Origin of the sequence: Nonomuraea glycinis (assembly GCF_035920485.1) — a bacterium.
GTDB classification, from domain to species: Bacteria; Actinomycetota; Actinomycetes; order Streptosporangiales; family Streptosporangiaceae; genus Nonomuraea; species Nonomuraea glycinis.
Window position 1 is genome coordinate 1,642,555 of sequence record NZ_CP109166.1, and the last position, 14,735, is coordinate 1,657,289.

A 14,735-nucleotide genomic window follows, 5' to 3' on the forward strand; every position below is an offset into this window, starting at 1 on the left:
GGTCTGCCTTCGTCAACGTACCAGTGAGCGACGCTAGAGCTCCTGTCGTACGACGTCATCGGACGCCGGGCCTCGCCACCGTGCGCCTCGCGGAGGCTCCGCCTACGTCAAATGGTGTACGTGCTGGTCGAAGTGGTGCTGTTGCCACCGAACGGGGGCATCATGGGGGTTAGTGACCTGACGTGCCACGATCCGCCGTACCCCCGCGAGGAGGACGTCCATGATGCTCGACCCGGGCACCCTGCTGGAGCAGACGCCGGACGGGCTCGCGGTGATCGATCCGGCGGGGCGGTTCGTGCAGGCGAATCCGGCGGCGGTCTCGCTGTGCGGGCTCGACCCGGCGGGTGTCGCCGGGGCCGCGTCGCCGTTCCCGCCCGCTCACGCGGGTGACGGGGAGGCCGAGGCCGTCGCCGTCTGGGAGCCGGAGTCGGGGCCGCGTCGGGAGTTCGCGTTCCGGGTCAGCACGCTCGCCGGGCGCGACGAGCGGATCGTGGCGTTCCGGGACGTCACCGAGAGCCGGCGGCACCAGCGGCGGCTGGCCGCGATCGCCAGCGCGGCGAGCCGGGTGGCCGCCAAGCGGTCGTTGCGCAGCACCCTGGACGCGCTGGCGAAGGAGGTGCTGGAGGCCGACGCGCTGGCGAGCGTGCAGATCCTGACGGTCAACTCCACCAGTGAGCGGTTCCGGGTCATGGGCACCGCCGGGTTCGGCCAGGCGGAGAACTTCTTCGACCTGCTCCTGGAGTGTCTCGAATCCGGCGCCGAGCTGCGCATGATCGACGCGTTCACCACGCGCAAGCCGGTCGTGGTGCCGCACCGGTACGAGGCGATCATGACGGATCCGGTGTGGGAGCCGCTGCAGGAGTACATGCGCTACCCGGAGTGGGACTGGTTCGCCAGCGTGCCGCTGATGGTGCGCGGCGAGCCCGTCGGCATCCTCAACGCCTACTTCGCCCCCGGCCAGGAGATCACCAAGACCGCCCTGGACTTCCTGCTGGCCATCGCGGAGCAGGCGTCGCAGGCGGTGGACTACGCGGCCCTGCTGGAGCGGGAGCGGGAGGTGGCGCGCCGGGAGGAGCGGCAGCGGCTGGCCCGGGACCTGCACGACTCCGTAGTGCAGAACGTCTTCTCGATGGGCATGCAGGTGGAGTCGCTCAACATGCTGTCCGGGCGCGACACGGTGGTGGACTCGGCGTACGTGATGCGGGTGGCGCGGGAGCTCGGGCACATCTCCAAGGCGGTGCTGACCGACCTGCGGGCCATGGTGACCGACCTGCACCCCACCGCGCACGCCGACCAGGGGCTGTCGGAGTCGCTGCTCTCCCTCGCCGAGTCGACGATGAGCCGTACCGGCTTCGATGTGCGGGTGTCGATCAGCGACCCGCACGACGACCTCGACGACCTGGAGGCGGAGCTCCAGGAGGACGCCTATCGGGTGATCGCGGAGGCGCTGCACAACAGCGTCAAGCATTCGCACGGCTCCACCGTCACCATCGACCTCAGCCTGACCAGGCGCGGGACGCAGCGGTGGCTGACGGGTGAGGTCACCGACGACGGCCGGGGCCTGCTGACACAGGAAGCGGACGTTCCCGCGGACAAGGGTGGATTCGGGATGACAGCCATGAAGGAACGGGCCAACCGCTGGGCCGGTACCCTGACGACCCGATCCAGTTCGGGCAAGGGGACGACCGTGTGCCTCGTGCTGCCGTTGCCGCCCTCGCTGCCGACTGGACTCAGTGACGGCCCCCGTACGACTGTCTGGACGTTGAAGTGAGCGCAGAGCCCGAGACCAGCACCATCGGAGTCCTGGTGGTGGACGACCATGCGGTGGTCCGGCGTGGCGTCGTCGCCTACCTGGAGGCGCTGGACAACGTCGAGGTGGTCGGCGAGGCGGGCAACGGGCGTGAGGCGCTCGAGTGCCTGGAGTCGCTGAAGGTCCGGGGGCAGCCGCTGCCCCGGGTGGCCCTGATGGACCTGATGATGCCGAAGATGGACGGCGTGGAGGCCACGGCGGAGATCGCCAAGCGGTTCCCGTCCGTCCGCGTGGTCATCCTGACCAGCTTCGGCGAGGTCGAGCGGATCCATGCCGCGCTGGAGCACGGCGCGGCCGGCTACCTGCTGAAGGACGCCGGGCCGTCGGACGTGGCCGCCGCGATCTACGCCGCCGCCAACGACGACGTCTTCCTGGACGCGGCGGTGGCGCGGCGGCTGGTGCAGAAGATGCGCGCGCCGCAGCGGGGGGTCGCGGGGCTGACCAGCCGGGAGCGGGACGTGCTGGTGCTGATCGCCGAGGGCCGCTCCAACCGGGAGATCGCCGCGAAGCTGGTGATCAGTGAGCGGACGGCGCGGACGCACGTGAGCAACCTGCTCGGCAAGCTCGGGCTGCGCTCCCGCACCCAGGCGGTGCTCGCCGCCATGCGCGAGGGCCTGGTCGACCCGCCGACCTGACGTCTACGTCACTTGTCGTACGTCAGCGCGGTCAATTGCGCGATCCATCGTCCGCCCCTGGTCGGTAGCGTTCATGGGGCCAGATGGACGATGGACCGAAAGCGGGTAGCGGCGGTATGACGGGATCTCGAGTGGCTCGCTCGATCGTGGCGATCACAGCCCATTCGGGGGACTTCGTGTGGCGGGCGGGCGGCGCGCTGGCTCTGGCTGCCTCGCGAGGCGACTCCGTACGGGTGATCTGTCTCAGCTTCGGTGAGCGAGGCGAGGCGCAGGGCCTGTGGAAGAAACCCGGCATGGACATGGAGACGGTGAAGCGGGTCCGCCGGGAGGAAGCCGAGGCGGCCGCCGAGGCGCTCGGGGTCCAGGTGGACTTCTACGACCTGGGCGACTACCCGCTGGTCGTGACCGACGAGGCCCGGGACCGGATCGTCTCGACGCTGCGCGAGCTCCAGCCCGACACGCTGCTGACCCACGTCGCGAACGACCCCTACAACCGCGACCACAACATCGCCCATGAGACCTCGCTGGCCACCCGCATGGTGGCGCAGGCCATGGGCCACGATCCCGGCACCACGCCGATCGGGGCGACGCAGGTGCAGATGTTCGAGCCGCATCAGCCTGAGGTGTGCGGATTCGTACCGAACATGCTGCTGGACATCACGCCGGTGTTCGACCGCAAGCGCAAGGCGATGGAGGTGATGTCCGCCCAGCATCACCTGATCGACTACTACACCGAGCTGGGCAAGCGGCGCGGCGTCCAGGCCCGTCGCAACGGAGCGCCCGGCGACGTCGTGCAGGCCGAGGCTTACCAGCGGGTGTTCCCCGTGGTGGGAGATGAGTTGGTATGAGCGGTTTCTCTGACGGGCACATCGTCGTACGGACCCGAGTGCGTCCGGACGCGGCGGCCGTGAAGGTGTTCGCCGAGGCCGGGGTGGCCACCACCCACGAGGCCATGGGCCGCCGCGGCCTGGTCGACCCCGTGCTGCGCCCGATCTACTCCGGGGCCCGCATCGCCGGCCGCGCGGTCACTGTGCTCAGCCACCCCGGCGACAACCTGATGATCCACGCGGCGGTCGAGCAGTGCGGCGAGGGCGACATCCTGGCCGTGGCCACCACCTCGCTGTCGCACGACGGGATGTTCGGCGACCTGTTCGCCACCGCGCTGAAGGCCCGCGGCGTCGCCGGCCTGATCATCGACGCGGGTGTGCGCGACGTCGCCGACCTGACCGAGATGGGCTTCCCCGTGTGGTCCCGCGCCATCAGCTCGCAGGGCACGGTGAAGGCGAGCCCCGGCTCCGTCAACGTGCCCGTCGTCCTCGGCGGCGCCCTCATCGCCCCCGGTGACGTCATCGTGGCCGACGACGACGGCGTGCTCGTCGTGGCCCGCCATGATGCCCCGGCCGTGGCCGGGAAGGCGACCGAGCGGATGGCCAACGAGGCCGAGAAGCGCGAGCAGTTCCGCGACGGAGTGCTGAGCCTGGACGTGTACGGCCTGCGCGCCACGCTGGACCGGCTCGGCGTCCGCTACGTCGACGCCCCCGACGAAGACTGACGGCCGCTGACGGCCGCGGGCCTACGTCACTTGTCCTGGACGACGTAGGTCCGCCATCGCCGCAGGAGCCGTCAATTGCATATGTCGCCCCCTGACCGCCTCTCCGTAACATCCAGGTCAGGCCCCGAAATATGCGCTTAACCCCCCTAGAATAAGGAACCCCCTATGAGCCTCCAAGACATTCTCAACGGCGCGAACACCAATCTTGCCCACTATTTCCGCAATCTCCCCGCCGGACCGAATGCCTATCCGGGAGTTCCGCCGGAGTACACCAACTGGCGCGACGAGCAGCAGGCCTGGCAGAACACCTGCGTGCTGTTCAACCAGTCGTACCACATGGTCGAACTGCTGGTCGAAGGCCCCGACGCGCTCAAGCTGCTGTCCTATCTGGGCGTCAACAGCTTCGCGAAGTTCCCGGTCGACACCGCCAAGCAGTTCGTGCCCGTCACCCCCGAGGGTTACGTCATCGGCGACGTCATTCTCTTCCACCTGGCGGAGAACAGCTTCAATCTGGTCGGCCGCATTCCGGCGCTCAACTGGGTGCGTTTCCACGCCGAGACCGGCGGCTACGACGTCGAGACGACGCTCGACGAGCGGTCGGCGGCCCGCCCGGACCCGTTCAACCGCAGGAACTACCGCTACCAGATCCAGGGGCCGAACGCCTCCAAGGTGATCGAGAAGGTGACGGGCGCCTCGGCGCCCGAGCTGAAGTTCTTCCGCATGACGACGATGGAGATCGCGGGCAGGACCGTCCGCGCGCTGCGGCACGGCATGGCCGGTCAGCCCGGCTACGAGCTGTTCGGCCCGTGGGCCGAGGGCGAGGCGGTGCACGAGGCGCTGGTCAAGGCCGGCGAGGAGTTCGGCATGCGGCTGGTCGGCGGCCGGGCCTACTCCTCCAACACCCTGGAGTCCGGCTGGATCCCCTCGCCGCTCCCGGCGATCTACACCGGCGAGTCGCTCAAGGCCTACCGCCAGTGGCTGCCGTCCAACGGCTACGAGGCCAACGCCTCCATCGGCGGCAGCTTCGTCTCCGACGACATCGAGGACTACTACCTGACGCCGTGGGACCTCGGCTACGGCAACTTCGTCAAGTTCGACCACGAGTTCATCGGCCGTGAGGCGCTGGAGGCCAAGGCCGCCGGCCCGCACCGCAAGAAGGTCACGCTGGCCCTCGACAACGCCGACTTCCTCAAGGTCGTCGAGTCGCAGATCGAGCGCGGCTCGAACGCCAAGTGGGTGGAGTACCCGTCCGCGGTCTACTCGATGCACCCGTACGACCTGGTGAAGGCGCACGGCGAGCCCGCCGGCATCTCCACCTGGATCGGCTACAGCTCCAACGAGCGCAAGATGCTGACCCTGGCCATGCTCGACGTCGAGCACGCCGAGCCGGGCGCCCAGGTGTCCCTCGTGTGGGGCGAGCCCGACGGCGGCACCGAGAAGCTCACCGTCGAGCCGCACACCCAGGTGGAGATCGGCGCCACCGTCAGCCCGGTCCCCTACACCGAGGTCGCCCGCAAGATCTACGCGGACGGCGGCTGGCGCGCGACCGCCTGATTGACCTACGGTGCGTCGGCTGCGAAGTTCGAGGCACCGCGAAGACGAGGGAGATGCCCATGGGCGAACCAGATCGCATACCCGACACCCCCATCCTCGACCGGCAGCGCCAGCTTCGCGGCTACCGCATGAACAAGATGGCCATGGGGTTGGGCGACCCGGTCAACCGGGAGGCGTTCAAGGCCGACGAGCCCGCCTACCTGGACCGTTTCGGGCTGAGCGAGGAAGAGAAGACCGCCGTGCTCACCAGGAACTGGAAGGAGATGATCCGCCTCGGCGGCAACCTCTTCTTCGTCCTGAAGATCACCGCCGTCGATCCGATCCGCATCACCGAGATCGGCGCACACCAGGTGGACATGGACCACGAGTCGTTCCTGCGGGACAGGCTCGGGAAGAAGGTGTAGAACATGGCACGACTTGTGGGGGGAATGGGAACCTCACACGTTCCCTCGATCGGGGTGGCACTCGACAAGGGGCTGCGCGACACACCTGAGTGGAAGCCGTTCTTCGACGGCTACGTGCCCGCCCAGGAGTGGGTCAAGGAGCACAAGCCCGACGTCGCGGTGGTGGTCTTCAACGACCACTACAACGCCATGTTCCTCGACCGGGTCCCCACCTTCGGGGTCGGCTGCGCCGAGGAGTACCAGATCGTCGACGAGGGCTGGGGCCCGCGGGCCATCCCCTCGTTCACCGGGCACAGCGCGTTCTCCTGGCACCTGGTCGACTCGCTGGTCGAGAACCACTTCGACCCGGAGATCATCCAGGAGATCAAGGTCGACCACGGCCTCCAGGTGCCTCTGGAGCTCTTCTGGGGCAAGCCGGAGGAAGCATGGCCGGTGAAGGTCGTGCCCATCTTCGTCAACGTGCTCCAATACCCCATCCCGCTGCCCGCCCGGCTCTACGACCTGGGCAAGCAGCTCGGCCGGGCGATCGAGAGCTACGACAGCGACGAAAAGTTCGTGGTACTCGGCACCGGCGGCCTGTCGCACCAGCTCCAGGGCGCCCGCGCCGGGTTCACGAACCCGCCGGCCGACCGGCAGTTCCTCATCGACATCGCGCAGAACCCCGACAAGCTGGCCGGCTGGAGCCGGGAGCAGTACGTCGAGACCTTCGGCGGCGAGGGAGCCGAGCTGATCATGTGGCTGGTCATGCGGGGAGCGCTCAGCCCCGACGTGGTGGCCAGGTTCTCGCACTACTTCGTGCCCGCCTCGATGACCGGGGCCGGGATGATCGTTCTCGAGAACGCATGAGCACCTTCATCCTGCTGCACGGGGCATGGCACGGCGGCTGGGCGTGGCAGCGGGTGACGCCGCTGCTGCGCGCGGCCGGCCACCAGGTGCACGCCCCCACGCTGACCGGCGTGAGCGACCGCGCTCACCTGCTGAGCCCGCAGGTCGGGCTCAGCACGCACATCCAGGACGTCGTCTCCCTCATCGAGGCGTACGACGCCCGCGACGTGGTGCTCGTCGGGCACAGCTACGCCGGTCAGGTCGTGACCGGCGTCGCGGACCGCGTCGGCGAGCGCCTGGCCAAGCGGATCCACCTGGACGCCTTCGTGGGCGACGACGGGGAGGCGGCGATCGACCTGCTGCCCACCACCATCGCCGGCCACTACCGCGAGTCGGTGGCGGGTCCCGGGTTCGGCTGGCTCATCCCCGTACGCAAGCTGAGCGTCCTCGGGGTCACCGAGCAGGCCGACCTCGACTGGCTCTCCCCCCGGCTCACCCCGCACCCGTGGCTCACCTACACCGAGCCGCTGCGGCTGACGGGCAAGGGCGAGCAGGTGCCGGCGGCGTTCATCGAGTGCGTCGACTGGATGCGGGTGTTCACCCCGCACGCCGAGCGGGCCGCCGCGCGCGGCTGGCCGGTGCACGAGATCGCCACCGGCCACGAGGCCATGGTGACCGCTCCCGAGGAGCTCGCCGCACTGCTGCAGCGGGTCGCCGCGGAGTAGCCACACAGAAGGTCCCGGCCGCGAGCAGGCGGCCGGGACCTTTTCGTATGCGCAGGGGTCAGATGATGCCGTCGAGCTCGCGCAGCAGCACGGCCTTGGGCTTGGCGCCGGTGATCTTCTTGACGACCTGGCCGCCCTGGTAGACGTTCATCGTCGGCATCTGGAGGATGCCGTAGTCCCGCGCGGTCACCGGGTTCTCGTCCACGTTCAGCTTGACGATGGTGATCCGGTCCGCGTGCTCCGCGGCGATCTCCTCAAGGACGGGCCCGAGCTGACGGCACGGGCCGCACCACTCGGCCCAGAAGTCGACCAGCACCGGCTTGTCGCTGTTGAGGACGTCGGCCTCGAAGCTCCCATCGGTCACAACCTTGACGGCGCCCACGGTTCATCCCCTTCCTTGATCCCTCTTGATCCGCGACCGGTCACGCGTGGTGGTGGGACAGCCAGCGCTCGGCGTCGAGCGAGGCGGCGCACCCGGTGCCGGCGGCGGTGATCGCCTGCCGGTAGGTGTGGTCGACGACGTCGCCGGCCGCGAACACCCCGTCGACGCTGGTCCGCGTCGTCGGCGAGTCCACCAGGACGTACCCCTCGTCGTCCAGCGCCACCTGGCCCTTGACCAGCTCGGTGCGCGGGTCGTGGCCGATGGCGACGAACAGGCCGGTGACCTCGAGCTCGCTCTCCTCACCGGTCTTCAGGTCGCGCAGCCGGACGCCCGTCACCCGGTCGTCGCCGAGGACGTCGGTGACCTCACTGTCCCAGACGAAGCGGATCTTCTCGCTGGCCAGCGCCCGCTCCTGCATGATCTTGCTGGCGCGGAGGGTGTCCCGGCGGTGCACGACGGTGACGGACCTGGCGAAGCGGGTGAGGAAGGTCGCCTCCTCCATCGCCGTGTCGCCGCCGCCGACGACCACGATGTCCTGGTCGCGGAAGAAGAAGCCGTCACAGGTGGCGCACCAGGACACGCCCCGGCCGGACAGCCGCTTCTCGTTGGCCAGGCCGAGCTCGCGGTAGCCGGAGCCGTTGGCCAGGATCACCGCGTGCGCGTAATAGGTGTCGGTGTACGTCTTGACCACCTTGGGGCTGGCCGCCAGGTCGACCTCGATGACGTCGTCGGCCACCAGCTCGGCGCCGAACCGCTCGGCCTGCTTGCGGAAGTTGCCCATGAGGTCGGGCCCCATGATGCCGTCCGGGAAGCCGGGGAAGTTCTCCACCTCGGTGGTGTTCATCAGGGCGCCACCGGCGGTGACCGAGCCCTCGAACACGAGCGGCCTGAGCTCCGCTCGTGCCGCGTAGACGGCCGCGGTGTATCCGGCCGGGCCCGACCCAATGATGATCAGATTACGGGTGTCGCTCAACGAACTCGCCTTCTCGGGAACTGTTAACCGTTGACGTCGTGCTGACCGTATACGGACTCGTGCCAGGGGATCACGAACCGCTTGAGGCTGTTGACCGCGAAGTACAGCACCAGCCCGAGGACGGACAGCAGCATGATCGTGGCGAACAGGGCCGGCGCGTCGAGCTCGTTGAGCGTCCGCACCACCAGGTAGCCGAGTCCCTCGTTGCCGCCGAGGTACTCGCCGACGATCGCGCCGATGATGGCCAGCACGATGCCGACCTCCATGCCCGCGAAGACGTACGGCATGGTGCTCTTCAGCTCCAGGTGGTTGAAGGTCTGCCATCTGGTCGCGTTGAGGCTGCGCATGACCTCGCGCTGGCCCTTGTCCACCGAGCGGACGCCGAGCTGCACGTTGAGCATGATCGGGAAGAACGCCAGCATCGCGGACATGATCACCTTGCTGGTCATGCCGAAGCCGAACCAGATCACGAACAGCGGGATCAGCGCCACCTTGGGCACGACCTGGGAGGCGACGATGAGCGGGCGGAGGCTGAGCTCGATCCAGGCCACCTTGCCGAGCAGCACGCCGACGGCCACCCCGAACGCCAGGGCGATCAGGAAACCGCCGATGGTCTCGGCGGCGGTGACGCCGGCGTGCTCCCACGTCTCCGGGTCGACCACGACCTCCGTCAGGCTGTCCAGCACGGCCAGCGGCGGCGGCAGCACCAGGGGGGAGACCTCGAAGGCGCGGACGAACGCCTCCCAGGCGAGGAAGAACACCAGCAGGATGAGCGGCGTGCTCACCCAGGGCAGGATCTTGCGGACGCGATCGTTGTTCACCGCTCAGCCCTTCTCATCGTCGTCGAGCGCGTGGCGCAGGTCCCGTTCCATGGCGCCGAACGCCGCTTCCGTCTGCACGTCGATGGAGCGCGGACGCTGGAACTCGACGGTCTTCACCTGGCGGATGCGGCCGGGCCGCGGCGTCAGGTGAACCACGCGGTCACCGAGGAAGACCGCCTCGGTGATGTCGTGGGTGATGAAGACCACGGTGGCCTCGGTGGCCAGCGCGATGCGCTGCAGTTCGAGGTTCATGCGTTCGCGGGTGAGCGCGTCCAGAGCGCCGAACGGCTCGTCCATCAGCAGCAGCTTCGGACGGGTGCTCAGCGCTCTGGCGATCGCGACCCGCTGGCGCATGCCGCCGGACAGCTCACGAGGATAGGAGCTCTCGAACCCGCCGAGGCCGACCAGCTCGGCGAGTTCGGCGGCGCGGGCCAGTCTGTCGGCCTTGCCGTCACCGCGCAGCCGCAGGGGCAGCGCGATGTTCTCCGCGACGGAATACCAGGGGAACAGGTTGGCTTCCTGGAACACCACGCCGAGCTGGGACACGACCGAGGTGTCCGCCTTGGTGCCGTCCCACAGCGACCTGCCCTCGATGAGGATCTGGCCGGCCGATGGGCTGAGCAGCCCGGCGAGCATTCTCAGCAGTGTGGTCTTCCCGCAGCCCGACCGTCCGATGATCGAGACGAACTCACCGTCGCTGATGGTCAGGTCGATGCCGGACAGCGCCTGCGTGTGCGCGCGCTTGGTCCGGAATTCCTTCCCGATCCCGATCAGCTCAAGTTTGGCCGGCCCGGGTGACGCGGCCGGCCGAGCTCCCGCGGTCTTGTCAACCGTCCTGGCGCTGTCCGCTGCCATCCGGCTCCTCCCGTCGATCTCGTTCATAGATCCGTCCTGTTGGTCCCTGCGCCGGCTTTCTAGGCCTTGGGCAGCATGCTGTTGTCGTACCAAGCGGCAGGGTCGCCGCCGGGCTTGACCATCCCGGCGTCCAGCAGCTCCTTGTATCCGGCGGCCCACGCCTCCTCGTCCACGGTCAGCAGCGGCCCGCTCAGGTCTCCGCCCATCCAGCCGTTGCGCAGCATGGTCAGGCTCGGCCTGGCGATCTTGTCGTCGTCGAGCGTGGCGAAGGAGTAGTGCTTCCGCAGGATCGGGAGCGCCTTGTCGAAGTTCGTGTCCGCGACCAGCGCCGCGAGCGAGTCGTGGACTCCCGCCAGGAACTTGCGAAGGTCATCCGCGTCCTTGACCAGGGCGTCCTTCGAGGTCACGTAGACCTGCGAGTCGGCCTTGGCGTACTTGGCGGGGTCGAACACCCCCACGTCGGGGTCCTGGTTCACCAGGATGTTGGCGACGTCGACGGTCGTCACGTAGCCGACGATCCGGCCCTGCTTGACCAGGCTGAACGTGCCCGGGGTGAGCCCCACGACCTGGCGCTTGCACTGCTTGGGGTCGAGCCCGCCGGCGGCCATCACGAGCGAGACGACCTTGTCGCTGTTGCCGCCCTCGGAGGGCACGCCCATCGTCTGGCCGACGAGGTCGTCCGGCTTCTCCACCGGGTGCTTGCTCTTGCTGTAGACGAAGCGCACGGCGGAGGTCCGGAAGCACGTGCCGATGTTGATCAGCGGCTGGTTGCTGTCGGTGATCGCCGCCATGACCTCCATCTGACCGAGGCGGGTGACCGGCGCGACGCCCGCCAGCATCGTCTGCAGCGCCTGGGAGGTGCCCTTCGTCTGCTGCAGGGTGACGTCGAGCCCGTGCTTGGCGAAGAAGCCGCCGGCCACCGCGTACAGCTCGATCGCCATCGACAGCGTCTCGAGCGGGATGCCGCTGAGGAACGTGAACGGCTTGAGGCCGCCCTCGGCGCTCGCGTCCGTGCTGGGTTCGTCCGAACCGCAAGCGGCCAGCAGGCCCGTCCCGGTCACGGCCATCCCCATGGTGAGAGCGGAGCGGGTGAGGAAGGACCTGCGGCTGAACGAGAGCGAACTGGGGGGTGTGTTGGGCACGATCGTTCTCCTAGGTGAATTCTGGTCGGCTCACAGCCTCAGCCAACCGACTTGAGACTTACGCCACATTGGCGCAATGACTACCCGTCTTTCCGCATATCGGAAGAACCGGCGTAACCTGTTCGCTTCTGGGGAGCACCCAACGCGCGTGAAATCCCCCGGGTTGTGCCCTGAAGGTGCGCAAGGCGTGGTCCGTACGATTCGGTGTTCGGCAGAATCACGGAGAGCGCCGCCACGACCGTACTCGCCGGGCCGTAGATGGGCGCGGCGACCGAGATGTACTCCTGGCGCACCGGCGTGGTCGCGTAGCCCAGGCGCCGGATGTCGGCGAGCTTCTGCCGTACCTCGCGCTCGGTGACCGGCGGATGCCAGTCGGGCACGGCCAGCGGCCCGGCCAGCACCTCGTTCTGCAGATCGAGCGGCGCGTACGCGAGCAGGATCAGCCCGATCGCGGTGGCGTGCAGCTCGTAGCGCATGCCCGGCAGGGTCCGGTCGGTGGCCGTCTCCTGGCTCAGGAAGCGCTCGACGAACACCACCTGGTCCTTCTCCCTGATCGCCAGGTGCACCCCCCGGTGGGTGGTCTCGAACAGGTCCTGCATGAACGGCAGGGCGACCCGCTGCAGGCCCACCGACCTGGGCGTGACGGACGCGACCTCCCACAGCCGCAGCCCGACCCGGTAGACGCCGACGTCGTCGCGCTCCAGCGCCCCCCAGTCGTGCAACTCGCCCACGATCCGGTGGGCCGTGGTGAGCGGCACCCCGGAGCGGCGGCTGATGTCGGAGAGGCAGAGCCCGTCTTTCGCGTTCTTGATGGTCTCCAGGATGCGCAGGGCTCGATGGAGGACGGATCGCCGCTCGTTCGTCATCCCCATCGCTCCTTCCACCACCCGCCCACCCCGGCCGGGGCACGGGAACGATCCAGGCAGTTAAGGGCATATATCAGGCTATACAGCGAGTGCGCCACAGAGCACACCGCATGCCCATCATCAAGAGCGGCCGAAGGGCGGACAACAGCGTTGCCGCCTCACGAGATTGTGCGGATCCGGCCTTCCGGTATACGGAAAGCGCGGTAGTCATCACCCGGCCTGTGGAGCGAACTTGTCACCATGGGGCGCGTGCCACGGAGCACTACGTTTGCGCCCCCCACCTCACGAGCTGGAGGCGTTGGGGACATGGCAGGACGAGAAAAGCTACTCGATCCCACAGGCTTTGACGACAGGGCGACGGACAGCACCCTCGCGCCGCGGCCGGCCAGCCTGCGCGGGCTGACCATCGGCATGCTGGACAACACCAAGCCGAACGCCGTGCTGCTGCTGCAGGAGATCGCGGGCGAGCTTCAGCGCCGCTGCGGGGCCGGCGAGGCCATCCTCTACACCAAGGACTACTTCGGCACGCCGGTCAAGGAAGACCTGCTCAAGCAGGTCGTCGACGAGTGCGACGTGGTGATCACGGCGGTCGGCGACTGCGGCTCGTGCAGCGCGGCGACCGTCGCGGACGGCATCCTGCTGGAGCGGCTGGGTGTGCCCGCCGTCAGCATCGTCTCGGACTCCTTCCTGGTGTCCGGCGCCGCCATGGCCAAGGTCCAGGGCTTCCCCGGGTTCGAGTTCCTCGCCGCGCGGCACCCGGTGGCGAGCCTCGACGAGGACGAGATCCGCGACCGCATGCAGGCCCTGATGCCCGAGGTGCTGCGTGTCCTCGGCGTGGAATCCTGAGAGGGAGAGATGAGCACACTGATCGAGGCTCCGCTGGCCGACGCCGCGGAGATCCGCTCGACCATCGAGTACTACAACAGCCAGAAGTGGACCGACGGGCTGCCGGTGGTGCCGGTCACCGAGTCCTACCTGAGCGAGTTCCTGGCCCGGACCAGCCGTGATCCCGACGAGATCCTGTTCACGATGCCGCACCTGAACCGGAGCCTGACCATCCGGCTCGCGGCCATCAACGCGGCCATGGCCGGCTGCCTGCCGGAGTACTTCCCCGTCGTGCTGGCCGCCTGGGAGGCGACCGCCGCGGAGCCGTACCCGAAGAGGGGCATCTGGCAGAGCACCACGGGCACCGCGCCGCTGCTGATCGTGAACGGGCCGGTGCGCGAGCGGCTCGGCTTCAACAGCAAGGGCAACGTGTTCGGCTCCGGGTTCCGGGCCAACGCGACGCTCGGCCGGGCCATCCGGCTGGCCGCCATCAACGTCTTCGGCCTGCACCCGCACCAGCTGGACCAGGCCACCCAGGCCACGCTGGGCAAGTACTCCGCCTGCATCGCGGAGAACGAGGAAGAGAGCCCGTGGGAGCCCCTGCACGTCGAGCACGGCTTCGACCCGGCCGACAGCACGGTGACCGCGATGGTCTTCCGGTCCAACCTGCACATCGAGGCCCGGCACACCGGCAGGCCCGAGCAGCTCGGCCTTGACCTCGCCAACTCCATCCGCCGTACCGGCGCCCTGCTGCACGAGACCAGCAGCGCACTCGTGGTCCTCGGCCCCGAGCACGCGCAGTTGTTCGCCCGGGCCGGCTGGGGCAAGGACGACCTGCGGCAGTTCCTCTTCGACAATTCGGTGAACTCCCGGGAGGACCTGGTCGCGGTCGGCAAGGACGCGCTCTCCCAGCACACCCGCTGGCGGCTGCCGTCCGGCCACCCGGACGCCATCCCGGACGAGGCGAGCGCCACCGACACCCCGGACCTGGTGCCCGCGCTGAAGGTGCCGTCCTCGGTCGTGATCATGGTGGCCGGCGCCAACAACGCCGGGGTCTCCGCCATCATCGAGACGTTCGGCCGCCGGGGCGACACCCCGTCGACGGTGAAGGTCCAGGACCATGGCTGACGCGGTGCTGGATGGCGCGCTGGAGAAGTTCCGCGAGCTGATGGCCACCGACGGCTACGAGCTGACCTATTCCGTGGCGGGCGAGGACCGCGTGGTGGTGGAGATCGTGGCCGGCGCCGACGCCTGCGCCGACTGCCTGGTGCCGCTGCCGATCATGGAATCGATCATGTCGGACGCGCTGGCACCCACGCCGTACACGCTCGATCATGTCGTGATGCCGGCAGCGCACTAGAAGGAG

At 68.7% G+C, this 14,735-nt stretch carries 17 protein-coding genes; 11 read left to right on the forward strand and 6 right to left on the reverse strand.

Going from position 1 to position 14,735, the window contains the following annotated elements; all coding sequences use genetic code 11:
• The first annotated feature begins 220 nt into the window (after positions 1-220).
• The 8 genes from OHA68_RS07575 to OHA68_RS07610 all read left to right on the forward strand — a co-directional run bounded on the left by OHA68_RS07575 (position 221) and on the right by OHA68_RS07610 (position 7,505).
• Positions 221-1,771, forward strand: a complete 1,551-nt coding sequence (locus OHA68_RS07575; protein ID WP_327106967.1) for a sensor histidine kinase — start codon at positions 221-223, stop codon at positions 1,769-1,771.
• The gene (locus tag OHA68_RS07580) at positions 1,768-2,445 is read left to right on the forward strand and encodes a response regulator (protein ID WP_225277799.1); all 678 of its coding nucleotides are present in this window, start codon (positions 1,768-1,770) and stop codon (positions 2,443-2,445) included. The genes OHA68_RS07575 and OHA68_RS07580 overlap by 4 nt, the downstream gene beginning before the upstream one ends.
• Positions 2,446-2,576: 131 nt before the next feature.
• Positions 2,577-3,293, forward strand: a complete 717-nt coding sequence (locus tag OHA68_RS07585; RefSeq protein WP_327106968.1) for a PIG-L deacetylase family protein — start codon at positions 2,577-2,579, stop codon at positions 3,291-3,293.
• Entirely contained in the window at positions 3,290-3,997 is a 708-nt protein-coding gene (locus OHA68_RS07590; protein WP_327106969.1) for a 4-carboxy-4-hydroxy-2-oxoadipate aldolase/oxaloacetate decarboxylase, read from the forward strand. The genes OHA68_RS07585 and OHA68_RS07590 overlap by 4 nt, the downstream gene beginning before the upstream one ends.
• A 165-nt stretch (positions 3,998-4,162) precedes the next feature.
• Positions 4,163-5,551, forward strand: a complete 1,389-nt coding sequence (desA, locus tag OHA68_RS07595; protein WP_327106970.1) for a syringate O-demethylase — start codon at positions 4,163-4,165, stop codon at positions 5,549-5,551.
• A 59-nt stretch (positions 5,552-5,610) separates the two neighbouring features.
• A complete protein-coding gene (locus OHA68_RS07600; RefSeq protein WP_189142324.1) occupies positions 5,611-5,955 on the forward strand; it encodes an extradiol ring-cleavage dioxygenase in 345 nt (114 codons plus the stop codon).
• A gap of 3 nt (positions 5,956-5,958) precedes the next feature.
• Positions 5,959-6,801, forward strand: coding sequence for a class III extradiol dioxygenase family protein (locus tag OHA68_RS07605; RefSeq protein WP_327106971.1), 843 nt, complete (start codon positions 5,959-5,961; stop codon positions 6,799-6,801).
• A complete protein-coding gene (locus OHA68_RS07610; RefSeq protein ID WP_327106972.1) occupies positions 6,798-7,505 on the forward strand; it encodes an alpha/beta fold hydrolase in 708 nt (235 codons plus the stop codon). Before OHA68_RS07605 ends, OHA68_RS07610 begins: the two co-directional genes overlap by 4 nt.
• Positions 7,506-7,563: 58 nt before the next feature.
• Here the strand turns inward: OHA68_RS07610 and trxA are convergent, their stop codons facing one another.
• The 6 genes from trxA to OHA68_RS07640 all read right to left on the reverse strand — a co-directional run bounded on the left by trxA (position 7,564) and on the right by OHA68_RS07640 (position 12,544).
• Entirely contained in the window at positions 7,564-7,887 is a 324-nt protein-coding gene (trxA, locus tag OHA68_RS07615) for a thioredoxin (RefSeq protein WP_189142321.1), read from the reverse strand.
• 40 nt (positions 7,888-7,927) lie between these two features.
• A complete protein-coding gene (trxB, locus tag OHA68_RS07620; protein ID WP_327106973.1) occupies positions 7,928-8,860 on the reverse strand; it encodes a thioredoxin-disulfide reductase in 933 nt (310 codons plus the stop codon).
• A gap of 23 nt (positions 8,861-8,883) precedes the next feature.
• Positions 8,884-9,681, reverse strand: a complete 798-nt coding sequence (locus tag OHA68_RS07625; RefSeq protein WP_327106974.1) for an ABC transporter permease — start codon at positions 9,679-9,681, stop codon at positions 8,884-8,886.
• A gap of 3 nt (positions 9,682-9,684) precedes the next feature.
• Positions 9,685-10,563, reverse strand: coding sequence for an ABC transporter ATP-binding protein (locus tag OHA68_RS07630; RefSeq protein WP_225277797.1), 879 nt, complete (start codon positions 10,561-10,563; stop codon positions 9,685-9,687).
• Positions 10,564-10,595: 32 nt separating this feature from the next.
• Positions 10,596-11,678, reverse strand: a complete 1,083-nt coding sequence (locus tag OHA68_RS07635) for an ABC transporter substrate-binding protein (RefSeq protein ID WP_327106975.1) — start codon at positions 11,676-11,678, stop codon at positions 10,596-10,598.
• Positions 11,679-11,758: 80 nt separating this feature from the next.
• A complete protein-coding gene (locus OHA68_RS07640; RefSeq protein WP_327106976.1) occupies positions 11,759-12,544 on the reverse strand; it encodes an IclR family transcriptional regulator in 786 nt (261 codons plus the stop codon).
• 306 nt (positions 12,545-12,850) lie between these two features.
• On the opposite strand from OHA68_RS07640, the gene OHA68_RS07645 reads away from it, so the two are divergent.
• From OHA68_RS07645 to OHA68_RS07655, 3 genes are read left to right on the forward strand one after another with little or no spacing between them, the layout of a single operon-like run.
• Complete coding sequence (locus OHA68_RS07645) at positions 12,851-13,390, forward strand: UGSC family (seleno)protein (protein ID WP_189142317.1); 540 nt, start codon at positions 12,851-12,853, stop codon at positions 13,388-13,390.
• Between the two features lie 9 nt (positions 13,391-13,399).
• Complete coding sequence (locus tag OHA68_RS07650; protein WP_327106977.1) at positions 13,400-14,497, forward strand: hypothetical protein; 1,098 nt, start codon at positions 13,400-13,402, stop codon at positions 14,495-14,497.
• A complete protein-coding gene (locus tag OHA68_RS07655; protein WP_327106978.1) occupies positions 14,490-14,729 on the forward strand; it encodes a hypothetical protein in 240 nt (79 codons plus the stop codon). The genes OHA68_RS07650 and OHA68_RS07655 overlap by 8 nt, the downstream gene beginning before the upstream one ends.
• The last annotated feature ends 6 nt before the right edge of the window (positions 14,730-14,735 follow it).